The sequence below is a fragment of the Paenibacillus sp. AK121 genome, assembly GCF_019042715.1.
Classification (GTDB): Bacteria; Bacillota; Bacilli; order Paenibacillales; family Paenibacillaceae; genus Paenibacillus; species Paenibacillus polymyxa_C.
In genome coordinates, this window is the sequence record NZ_JAHPJM010000011.1 from 68,744 (window position 1) to 80,559 (window position 11,816).

An 11,816-nucleotide genomic window follows, 5' to 3' on the forward strand; every position below is an offset into this window, starting at 1 on the left:
ATGCATACCTAGGGATGGTGTAATCCTGTTTCAAAACCTGTTCACCGAGCTGAGCAGGTTTTTCACCTTTTTTCTATTCAAATGTGAGCAAACGCATTGACAGAATTTTCTTTTGGAGTGATACTTCTATGTAGAGAAAAGTGTACAGAATCAAGAGCCAGAGACATCTAGCCTTGCAACTTTATACATTTTTTCGCCATGAAAGACTCTTCTGTTGAAGGGTTTTTTTCAATTTTATAAAAAGAATGTGATGATATGAGTCAACTGAGTGTAAGGATGAGAACGCATGGCTTTCTGAATAGACATTTTTCAGGAGAGTCTATTGATTATCGGCAGATGATTGCCTTGTTTATCCCGCTTCTAATTGATCAGGCTTTTATCGTGGGTCTTAATTTGGTGAACACAGCAATGATTAGCTCGTCAGGGATGGCGGCGGTCAGTGCCGTAAATATGATTGATTCATTAAATATTTTCCTAATTAATGTGTTTGTGGCAGTGTCTACCGGGGGTACGGTTGTTGTAGCGCAGTATAAGGGGAGCGGCAACGATCTTATGGTCTCTAAAGCAACATCCGGTACTATATCCTCCGTTTCCTTGCTGGCCTTATGTATCAGTCTGTTTATGATCCTGTTGTACAATCCCATTTTAAGCGTCCTGTTTGGCTCTGCCTCGACTGATGTATTGGCTAACGGCAAGGTGTACCTGCTGGGAAGCTGTATGTCTTTCGTGGGGATTGCGATCGTTGAGGCCGTATGTGGAGCGCTGAGAGGGATCGGCAAGACGAGGGCGTCGCTGGCTCTTTCGCTCATCATGAACCTTTCGTATGTGCTGCTGAATGTCGTATTTATTAACTTGTTAGATATGGGTGTACTGGGCATGACGATTGCAGTCAATGTGTCCAGATATGCAGGGGCTGCCTGCGCGTTGATTTATTTGGTCAGGGTAGATGACGACTTGCGTGTTCAGCTTAGAGATATGCTTTATTTTAATCTAGCCATGCTTAAAAAGATCCTGTTTATTGGTCTTCCTTTTGCAGCGGAACAGATGTTTTTTAATGGAGGTAAAATTTTAACGCAAATCTTCATTGTGAACCTGGGGACCAATGCATTGGCGACGAATGCCATTTGCTCATCCCTAGCTAACGTGTTCCAAATTCCTGCGAATGCTTTGGCTCTTACGATTGTGACCGTGGTTGGTCAATGCATGGGACGGCGAAATGTACACGATGCCCGCAAGTTTACCAAATCGTTTATTTGGCTGTCGTCCGGTTCGTTTATTGTAATGGGGCTAATCCTAATGCCTTTGTTTAAGCCGATGGTGGGGTTGTTTCATCCACCTGCTGAAATTGTAGATGACATTTTTATGGTCATGCTGATTAATACGCTGGCCCAGATTCCACTCTGGTCCATCGCCTTTATTACACCCTCTGCGCTTAGGGCAGCAGGTGATTCCAAATTTACGTCCCTCACCTCGATGCTGTCCATGTGGTTGTGCCGGGTAGTGCTCGGGTATGTTTTGGGCATTGTGTTCAACTTGGGAATTGTTGGTGTCTGGCTGGCCATGGATATTGAATGGGGTGTGCGGGGGATCGTTTTCCTCTGGCGCTTCCGTGGCAACAAATGGGTCCAGCATCGTTTGATCGACTGAATAGGTCCACTACTATAAAATTGACCTCGGGATGAGGCATTTTATAGTAGTGGATTTTTTTCTAGATACATATGGTTACGTACGCCTTATTCTATTCTGATCCCTATATTGCCTAACTGCACTCCCTGCTGCATACGGTAAAAGGCTTGCGCTGTATCTTGTAGAGGGAAGACGCTATCTATAATGGGATGAAGGGAATGGTGCTCCATGAATTGGAGCATATCTGCGAATTCCTCACCGCTCCCCATAGAGGTACCGATGATGCTAATCTGTGGGAAAAATATAGAACGCAGCGGAATCTCTATGTGATCTCCTGAGCTTGCGCCAAATGTAATGATCCGGCCATCCGGTTTGATGACATCCAGATATTTGTCGAACGTAGCGGGTCCGATGCTGTCAAGGATCAGATCCACGGTGTCTCCGTTCATGCTTTCTTTCCAATCACTATCACTGTCGAATGCATGATGAGCGCCATGGGCGAGGGCAGCTTGTTTTTTTGTTTCGCTACGTGATGTGACGCTGACCCGCGCGCCCGCCGCTAAAGCCATTAGCATGGCATACGTGGCTACACCGCCGCCAATACCGGGAATGAGGACATGGTCACCCTGCTGTAATTGGCCTCTAGTGAAGAGAGCGCGGTAAGCGGTCAAGGCAGACAAAGGCAGTACCCCTGCTTCTTCCCAGGACAGGTAAGCTGGCTTGCTGACGGCATTTTGAACGGGAATGATAACCGATTCGGCCAATGTCCCGTCTGAAGGAACACCCAGAATGGCAGGAATCAAGGGAACGTGGTGCGTCTTCTCCCATCCGATACATGGATTGATGATTACGTCAGTGCCTACCAGTGAAGTTGGGACGCCAGCGCCCACAGCCTCGATCACGCCTGCTCCATCCGATCCGAGAATGAGTGGACCATCGTTGGCGGTTCGATCCGCCATGAGGAACAGATCCCGATGGTTCAAGCCTGCGGCTTTGAGTCTGACCTTCACTTCGCTGTGCCCCGGCTGTCTGTCCGTAACGTCCTTATACATCAGGCCCTCAAGGCCGTGTTTGTCGGTATGTATTACAGCTTTCATTTTAATACCTCCTGTGGTCGATTTTAGATGCATTTGCATGTACTTTGAATTGTACAGAGCGGCAAGCATCCGGTAAAATGAACAAAATCGAACGTCAGTATCATAAATGATCATACCAAGCAGGTGATGTATATATGGAAAGCAGTGATTTGAAAATTTTTCGGGCGGTTGCTCGCGAGGGTAGTATCACAAGGGCTGCGCAAGTGTTGAACTATGTACAGTCCAATGTGACCTCACGGATTCAGCAGCTTGAGGCACAATTGAACGTACCGCTATTTCGCAGATCTAATCGCGGAATGACACTAACGTCGGCAGGAGAGAATCTGCTGGAGTATGCGGAATCCATATTGATTTTGCTCGACGAGGCAGAGAAGTCTACTCAATATTCGGACCAGCCTGCGGGACCACTGCGATTGGGCTCGATTGAGACGACTGCGGTTACGCATCTAACGACTTTATTGACGGGATATTACGCTGAATACCCTAATGTGCAGCTATCGCTGATGACCGGGGGGACGCATGCCCTTGTACAAAAGGTATTAAATTACGAATTAGATGGGGCATTCGTCTATGGCCCTGTCGATGATCCGAATATAGAGCATGTTGCGGCGTTTGAAGAGGAGTTGGTGCTTATTTCGGAACCGGGAGAAAGTGATATGAGCAAGTTGCTTGCCAAGCCTATGCTGTTCTTCGATGTAGGCTGCACACATCGGGCAAGAGCGGAAAGTTTTCTGAGCGATGCAGGTGTGGATGCGTATCAGATTATGGAATTCGGAACATTGGAAGTCATTTTAGGCGGTGTAGCCTCTGGTCTGGGGGTGTCCATGCTGCCACACTCGTCAATTGTAAAGGCGAAGAAGGAGGGAAGTATTGCTTCGCATCGTTTACCCGAAACATATCGTAAATTAGAGGTGTGGTTTGTTCATCGGCGGGACTCGGTTTACTCCAGTGCGCTGTCAGGATTGCTCCACTGGATGAAAAAGGATGTTATACTTAACTGGGATTAAATTGACATCAGGGGTGTATCATTTGGAAGAACATAATTTATCGAAAAATCCATCTACAGTAGCTCCGGGAGAATTTGTGAGGAATGGCGGTTATCAACGACGAGAACCAGATAGGATGGCGGTATTATCAGAAACATACGGAGCCTCTATCTTTTTCAGGAGATGGGCCGCCTGGATGATTGACTTCATTCTTATCGTCTTTGGGTATGGTGGGCTTGTCTATTTTATAGCGAAAAAAGTAGCTGAAGCGGAAATCCCAAATATGGGTATGGTAGTGATACTCTTCTTGATTGGCTCTTTCTGCTATTATCTGTTGCTGGAAGGACTTACAGGCTATACGCTGGGCAAGTTTGTACTTCGCATTCAGGTCGTGAATGGAGAAGGAATGCCGCCAGGCATGATTAAATCGTTGATCCGTACGCTCATACATCTGGTGGATACGAACCCGCTGCTTTTCTGGGGGCTGCCCGCCGGTATATGTGTGCTGGTGACACCTCGGAAACAACGAATTGGAGATATGGCCGCCAATACATATGTAGTTAGGACACGGGATTTGGGGAAGGTGAGCAAAAAGAAAACCGGGATTATTGCAGGAGCAATCATCCTGATGACGATCACTTCGATTGTCTTGGCTGTATCCTTAATTTCTACGCTCATTACTCAAATCGTGAAGCCTGAGGTATTTACCAGTAAGGATAATCAGTTTGCAGTTACGGCTCCGTGGAATTGGTCACGAGATAATAGGATTAATGAGGAAGCGGATATTTCCATTAAAAATGAATTTACCGATAGATATTTGATTGTATTGTCTGAACCGAAAAGCGACTTTGACAGCAGTATGACCCTTCAAGAATATAAAGGAATCATTGAGGATCATTTGGTGTCAGGAATTACGGACCCTGAATTGGGGACCGCTTCAGATATGGTGGTGAACGGATATCCTGCCATTGAGTTTACCCTAAAAGGAGAAATAGACGGGAATCTGGCCATGTATAACGTGACCACAATTGAAACACCCTCGCATTATCATCAGGTGCTTGCCTGGACCTACGCCTCGCGATACAGCAGGGCACAGCAAGAGCTGCGCAAGATTAGAGACAGTTTCCGTGAAATGAACATGATGTAAAGTGAACCTGAAGCAATAACGATGATTCAAATTATAAGGTGGTAAGCAGAACAAGCAGACAGCTTATAGAAGCGTCTGCTTGTTGTTATATAGGCGGGAAAGTGCTACGGAATGGTGCTATAGATGACTTTTGATCACTCGCAATCCAGCAACTTTTGCCACCTTCCCTTGTGGCTGGGCTGTGAATCGAATCGTAACTTCATTCTTTTGATTCGTCACAGACAGAGGCAGATCATAGATAAACGTCTCGAACTTATTCATTTCCTCGGATTCCAGCTTGCCTTCTCCTAAATTCTGACCATCGGCAGTGATGTCAAAGTCACGATGAGAGCGTTCGGAGTCCTTCAGATAGGTCACTGCTAATTGGACTGGCTCATCAGGGAGCACCTTCATGACAAAAGAGAACCAGCCCCCAGACCATGTGTCGCGATATTTGCGATTATAAATGGACCCCAGGCCAACGTGCTCTCCAGTGAAGGCATGATCCCGTTCAGGCTGCATTTCGGCAGGCTGCACAACATCCACTGTAAGTCGTTCCAACTCTAGCTGGTACGCTAACGCGGTACGGTATTCTGCCTCTGTTGATACCCATTCCTCCTTGGAAAAGAGATCCCAGTAGACGGTATAAGAACGATCATATATCTGATAAAACGGACGAAGCTGCAAGTCTCCGATATAGCCCAGGTCGTTTAGATGGAATGTATTCGGCTCCTTCTCATCAGCAATCAGCTTGGTTGTCAGGGAATCGGCCGATCCAATCAGAACAGATGCCAGCAGACGTTCCTCGTTGGACTCCTGTACAACAGGACCCAGATCTCCAGCCAGCACAAGTGGGCCGTACATGAATGCAATCCGACGCGGATTATCCGGCATTTCCTCAACTCTTACTGTCATAGGAATATCGTATTCGACCGTATCTCCATCTTTCCATTCCCGTTCAATTACAATATAGCTGGTAGGACAAGCTTCAGCGGCATACTCTTCTCCGTTGATTTTAATCTCCATCCCCTGCTCCGCCCAGTGCGGGCATCTTAGTTTGATCGTGAAGAACTTGGGCTCCTTGCTTATGAGATGAAGCGTTCCACGCCCATTTTGCGGAAAGAGGGTTTCTTGTTTGAGCTGTATGTTCATCTCATCCCATGTCACGGTAGAAGGGACATATTGGTTGACATAGATTGTGTTTGCCGTGTGAAAATAAATCGCCGTGCCGTACATAGAGTGACTCTCCATACCGGACCCGACACAGCATGTAAAATCCTCATATTGAGAATTGAAGGACTTGTGTCCTCCCATTTCCAGCGATACAAAATAGCATACACGTCCATCTACAGGCTGCTGTGAAGCCAGAATATGATTGAACATTGCTCGTTCATAGTAGTCGGCATAGGCTGCGTACGCGTCCCATTCGAACATATGTCTTGTTAATTTCAGCATATTGTAGGTGTTGCAGGTTTCACAGGTGCCTTCGCCCAAACGATCATTCAGCTTGCCGGGTTCGCCAAAATGTTCATTATAGCTATTGCCGCCGATTACGTAGGAATGCTTGTGAACCACCCGATCCCAGAAAAATCGGGAAAGGTCCGCATATAGAGGTTTGCATGTCACTTCGAACTGCCGTGCTGCACCGATGATCTTAGGAATTTGCGTATTAGCATGTCGTCCTGCCAGCGTATCGCGACTGTCTGCCAGATCATTCAGCACCTCTCCATGATAAAAGCGTTCCGCCAGGTTCAAAAAGCGTTTTTCTCCGGAATGTTCCGCCAGATCGGTCAGCACCTCGTTCATACCGCCAAACTCGCAATGGAGTACCTGTTGCACCTGCTCATCGCTCAGTCCTTGGAATACATCCTCCAGCCAGTCGCCGAGTTTGATTTCCATCGCTAAAGCCTTGGGATGATGAGCGAGCAGGTGAGCATCACGCAGGCCTGCGAAGAGCTTGTGCATTGTATATAGCGGAACCCAGCCTCCGTTAAGATCAAAGCCCTGGGAACGAATATCTCCGGCTTTGACTTCTTCAAAAATCTCTTTCCCACGCGGGATGCCGGAAATGTATCCGTTTCCATGACTATTTTGGCATATTTCCAACTCGTCGATCACATAGTTTACTCGTTCCAGTAGTCTTTTGTCGCCTGTGGAGGCAAACATTAGTGCACAACCAGACAGGTAGTGACCAAGTGTATGTCCACTGATGCCGCGTGCCTCCCAGCCCTCATAATGAGCCGCTTTGGGCTCCAATCCCGCATATTCACGAAAACGTGACAATAAACGGTCAGGTTCCAAACTCAGCAGATAGGTCGTATTCAGCTCCATAGCGTGGTAAAGTGGGCCGGAATCAATGCTTACTTTATGCAAGTCAAAAGCTTGTGCTTTCAAAATCATCGCTCCTTAGCTAAGATGAAAGTGTATATTTCTCCACTACATTAGCATTGCAACCGCGGTATGTCAGTAGCTTAACCATACAATAGGTGGACAAATCCGAACATGAATCTAAAGAGGCGATAACATGACCTATCTGAAAGTGAATGTAGATGCTCCGATCCAACTGATCTCGGCAGGCGAGTTCGTTTCCGAGGTGCCATGGAAGCATATGAGCCGTTCCATTGAGAACTTTGAGCTGATCCTTGGTGTCCAAGAGACGGTATATATACGGGAGGAAGAGGAGGATTTTGAAGTAGGGGAAGGAGATATTCTATTGCTGTACCCCGGTCGTACGCATCGAGGATACCGGGAATCGTTGCCTGGGGTTAAATTTTATTGGTTTCATTTCGATGTACCTGCGACCCCGAATGTATTATCTAGTGAGGAAATAAAGCAGGAAACAAGTGCAATGGACGGGCTTGTACAGCGTCATGGCGTGATACGCGATATCTATTTGCCACAAAGTGTACAGGCAGATAACGGAGATCGGATTCATATTATCGTCAATCAAATCTTGCATGTCGCCAACTCGCATTATCTTACGTATCACAGTGCTAATTATTTGTTCACCTCACTGCTGATCGAGATATCCGAACTGGCCCTCAGTCGTTTGATCTCCAATCCTGTTCATTCACAGGGGAATGTGAGTATGAACAAAATTATTGAGTGGACTCGAATTCATGCTGGAGAACCGCTGACCGTGACCGATTTGGCTCAGAAGTTCAATTACAATAAGGATTATATATCCCGTTTGTTCATGCAGAATACGGGCATGCGTCCATTGGAGTTCATTCACAGTATTCGAATCAACAAAGCTAAGGAATTGATTTCCCGTACAGATATGAGCATTAAGCAGGTAGCGGAAGAAGCAGGATACACGGATGAGAAGTATTTTATGCGGTTGTTTAAAAAGAGAGTACATATGACTCCTTCACAGTATCGGAATGCCTATCATAAAACATTTATGAACAATGTCTAGTCCATTTCCGCTTCACGGCAGCATAGCTTATCAGACTATAATTTGATAATCTGATTTAAGAGAGATTGAATGAGAGCAATCAATACATAATACTTTATCAAAAGGGGCGAGTGAGATGCTGCAACCACCATTAAAGGAAGAACTGACTCGAATACTCGAAGAGCATTCACTTGATGATGAGTTAAAAGAAGAGATCTATCAGGAAGCCGAAGCTGCTATACAATTTCAGCTAGAGCATGAGGAAAACTATGAACACGTTGGAAATAGTCGGATCGCCGGCTATCCAGATTTACCTCCTTCGATCGAGTGGCCGTGTAATTCAGATGGAGAATACTATACGTTTATTGCTCAGATCAATTTAAGCGAGTTGCCTTTTTTACCATTTGAGGGATTGCCTCATCAAGGTATACTATACTTTTTTCTTGGGCTGGATGAGCCAGCTTACGATATTGAGCATAAAATCTTTTATTATCACGGCGACAGCAGTGCTTTGCAGAAAACATTACCGCCCGCTGGGTGCGTAGAGGTGTCGGCGGATCAACGGGATTTCACTGCGTATGCAATTTCTTTTCATCCGATCCTGACGCTACCATCGGAGGGTGAGCTAGGAGATATTCTATTAGATCAGTACGAAGAGCTTTATGAGCTTTTATATGAACATAGCGACACGGTGTGGGGACAGCATCAGTCTTTTGCCGGGAACACTCGTCGGGATGCTTATCTGTGCCGTAACGGGCTAAAGGGTCTTCTGTTTAATTGGCATAAGAGTGAGAATCAGATCCATAAGGAAGCCGAGCAAGCTATGCATAGGGGAAGTACGGAGTATGCGGAGCATTTACGATCCGAAGTGCTGCCTCAGTTGCAAGAATACCAGGCGAATCGGGAAAAGCACGATCAAGCTTCGGAAAATTGGCATGTTTTGCTCTCTGTATCATCCTTGAATGAGGTCGGTATGTGCTGGTGGGACGCAGGGTATTTGGAGTTTTTTATAGATCAAAGGGACTTGAAGAACCTTGATTTCTCGCGAACATATGTTAATCTGGCTACAAGCTAGTCGGGTCGCCAGACTCATGTTTATTTTGGAGGCTAATGACAGGGGTTAGAGCAGGGTGTTTTTTTGATTGATAAAAGAAGTGAATTGAGCATGTGGCACAGTATCCGAGCGTTGGGAATTGAACGATCAATAATAGGTGGTCCTATATAGGACTGCCTTTTTTCGATGTAAATGAACGATTGTACTCCGTTAATAGTCTTAATAGATGAGACCACAACAAGGGAGGTGCACGTATATGACTGATCGAGAGCTGTTTGAACTATATAAGGAACAGATATATTATTTTTGTTATTATCTGATGCAAAATCAAGCAGATGCAGAAGATGTTTGCCAGGAGGTATTTGTCAAAGCAATCTTGGCCGACAGGTCCAAAGTACAAAATCTTAAATCATGGATTTTACGAATTGCTTCCAATGAGTGCAGCAATGTGCTTAGAAGGCGAAAAACTGGGCTGATGAAGGAAATACGAACTTTTTTATTGTCACGTCCTCATTCATTTAATCCGGTAGAAGAGAGCTTATATCATCGAGAAACTAAGACAGAGCTACACCAGCTATATAACAAGCTTCCAGATAAAATTCGAATGGTCGTGGTCCTTCGTTATGTAAACGAATTGACTGTGCCGGAGATCTCTAGAGTTATAAATATACCCGAAGGAACAGCTAAATCCAGATTAAATCGAGGGCTTAAACTGCTAAAAAAAATGGTGGTATCCCAAGTAAAGGAGATGAATAGCAGTGAGTCGGTATTTTGAGAAAGAACAGCACATTCCTCAACCCGAATATGATGCAATGTGGGTAAATATAGAACAGGAAGCAACCAAACGAAAAGCAACTCTGCAACAGTCACAGGAAGCACCTATGCATAGAACAAAAATTGTTCCTGCGAGTATTGTATTCTCATGTTTTCTGCTCATTGCCATCCCTGTATTCGCTAGTGTGACTATCAATTGGGATAGAATAGGCGGACGTAGTGTAACCAATGCGATAAATAATGGTATTGGCCAGCGGTATGATCTAAAAGCAACCAATGCAGGCATTACGATGAATTTGAATGGTGTTGTAACAGATGGCGAAAAAATGAAAATGCTCATCTCTCTGGATCCGGGAACCGACCCAAGCAGTTATATTGGGTTTGCTATAGAGAAAACTATGGTAACTAGCAATTCTAATAACAAGGAACGAGCACACGGATATTTGAATTACGATCCTAAAAGCAAGAAACTCCTAGGCATTTATGAAACTGTTGATACATTAAAGGATCGTAAAAAAGATTATACACTTGAGGCACAGAATCTAATTTTTTATCGTAATCAGGATATTCCTTTAAAGACGAATCATCAAGCTGGGGATACCCTCGTTACGGGGACCAAGCAGTATCCTAACATATATATAGAATCCGTTCGACAAACCAATAACAAGACTGTTGTCCGCTTTAGAGTTGCTGCAGCTCCATCCGATTTAGGACGTGGGAACCCGCATTTGGTAATGAAAGTGGGTGACAAAGAAATAGACGCCATCCCAACCATTCTACCTAGTGACAGCCCAGAGTTGCATATTGAGCAGGTATTCAACATGACTGCACAAGATTGGAGAAAGGCAAACCTTCATTTCTGTTACATTGAGGAAGCAAAACGAATTGAAGGTACTTGGAAGTTCGAATTTGAAGCGGATGGAAAAAAAGCAAGTGAAGCGATTTATTCTAAGAAGCTGCATAGCAGCGCTGAATTCCAAGAAAATACAGGCGCTACCTTAGACCAACTGATTATTACCCCCTTGGATATTGAAATTCTAGTAACAGAGCGTGATTCACTTAAAAAAGGAAATGTCCATTATAAAACGGCTCAGTTGGTTATAGGTGATAAAAAAATTAACGGAGGATGGAATCTTAAAGGGGCTGGTCCTGAAAATTATCAACACTTATATCAATTTGAATCCTCAGAGTGGTATAAGGACTGGTCTGATGTTCCAATGAAACTTATATTGAAAGATGCTGTCATCCAGAAACGTGATACTTCCAAGAATTGGATTTCTCTTCATAAACCCAAAGAAGAAAAACAGTTCGCTGAGCTTAATGTAGACGGTTATCAAATTGATTTCACATACTATACAGAGGGAAAAGATTTGATTGTCGAATCGAAATCCGGTTCCCCTGGCTTCAAAGGTGTCAACCAAACAACGATGCGAATTAACGGCAAAGAAGTAGTACCTGAGATCATTGCGAAGGGTATGGTATCCACAGGAGTTAATGTTGACCGTTATAAAGATATTGAATTAGACGGAAAATTGGAACTAAATCCTGGCCTCTACAAGTACAGCGATCCTGGACGTAATATTGAAGTTGTTTTGAAATAGATAGGGCGTTCACCGCTTATTCTACAGGTAAGGTCAATTTAGGATGAGTAGTCCATACGATTAGGATAAGTACAACTATTTGGTACGTAAATACTAAAGCCCTTCCGGCTTTCCATCAGGGGAAGCAGCGGAAGGGCTTTTATTACATATACTTG

Annotated in this window: 9 protein-coding genes; 7 read left to right on the plus strand and 2 right to left on the minus strand. The window is 44.8% G+C overall.

Annotated features, from left to right (window positions below; all coding sequences use genetic code 11):
- Nucleotides 1-255: 255 nt before the first annotated feature.
- A complete protein-coding gene (locus KSP24_RS18685) occupies nucleotides 256-1,647 on the plus strand; it encodes an MATE family efflux transporter (protein WP_064962697.1) in 1,392 nt (463 codons plus the stop codon).
- Nucleotides 1,648-1,733: 86 nt separating this feature from the next.
- Here KSP24_RS18685 and KSP24_RS18690 read toward each other — a convergent pair whose 3' ends face one another.
- On the minus strand, nucleotides 1,734-2,723 hold the full coding sequence (locus tag KSP24_RS18690; RefSeq protein WP_064962698.1) for a zinc-binding dehydrogenase: 990 nt from the start codon (nucleotides 2,721-2,723) through the stop codon (nucleotides 1,734-1,736).
- Nucleotides 2,724-2,857: 134 nt separating this feature from the next.
- On the opposite strand from KSP24_RS18690, the gene KSP24_RS18695 reads away from it, so the two are divergent.
- Nucleotides 2,858-3,730: a LysR family transcriptional regulator gene (locus KSP24_RS18695; protein ID WP_064962731.1), complete on the plus strand. Its 873-nt coding sequence runs from the start codon at nucleotides 2,858-2,860 to the stop codon at nucleotides 3,728-3,730.
- Nucleotides 3,708-4,856, plus strand: a complete 1,149-nt coding sequence (locus KSP24_RS18700) for an RDD family protein (RefSeq protein WP_064962699.1) — start codon at nucleotides 3,708-3,710, stop codon at nucleotides 4,854-4,856. The genes KSP24_RS18695 and KSP24_RS18700 overlap by 23 nt, the downstream gene beginning before the upstream one ends.
- A gap of 117 nt (nucleotides 4,857-4,973) precedes the next feature.
- Here KSP24_RS18700 and KSP24_RS18705 read toward each other — a convergent pair whose 3' ends face one another.
- Entirely contained in the window at nucleotides 4,974-7,229 is a 2,256-nt protein-coding gene (locus tag KSP24_RS18705; RefSeq protein ID WP_216976200.1) for a glycoside hydrolase family 127 protein, read from the minus strand.
- 130 nt (nucleotides 7,230-7,359) lie between these two features.
- Between KSP24_RS18705 and KSP24_RS18710 the strand changes: the two genes are divergently transcribed.
- The 4 genes from KSP24_RS18710 to KSP24_RS18725 all read left to right on the plus strand — a co-directional run bounded on the left by KSP24_RS18710 (nucleotide 7,360) and on the right by KSP24_RS18725 (nucleotide 11,661).
- Nucleotides 7,360-8,253, plus strand: a complete 894-nt coding sequence (locus tag KSP24_RS18710) for a helix-turn-helix transcriptional regulator (RefSeq protein WP_064962701.1) — start codon at nucleotides 7,360-7,362, stop codon at nucleotides 8,251-8,253.
- A gap of 115 nt (nucleotides 8,254-8,368) precedes the next feature.
- Nucleotides 8,369-9,307 carry a YwqG family protein gene (locus KSP24_RS18715; protein WP_064962702.1) on the plus strand — a complete coding sequence of 313 codons (939 nt, stop codon included), beginning with the start codon at nucleotides 8,369-8,371 and terminating at the stop codon, nucleotides 9,305-9,307.
- A gap of 235 nt (nucleotides 9,308-9,542) precedes the next feature.
- On the plus strand, nucleotides 9,543-10,061 hold the full coding sequence (locus KSP24_RS18720) for an RNA polymerase sigma factor (RefSeq protein ID WP_058831139.1): 519 nt from the start codon (nucleotides 9,543-9,545) through the stop codon (nucleotides 10,059-10,061).
- Nucleotides 10,045-11,661 carry a DUF4179 domain-containing protein gene (locus KSP24_RS18725; RefSeq protein ID WP_064962703.1) on the plus strand — a complete coding sequence of 539 codons (1,617 nt, stop codon included), beginning with the start codon at nucleotides 10,045-10,047 and terminating at the stop codon, nucleotides 11,659-11,661. Before KSP24_RS18720 ends, KSP24_RS18725 begins: the two co-directional genes overlap by 17 nt.
- Nucleotides 11,662-11,816 lie beyond the last annotated feature (155 nt).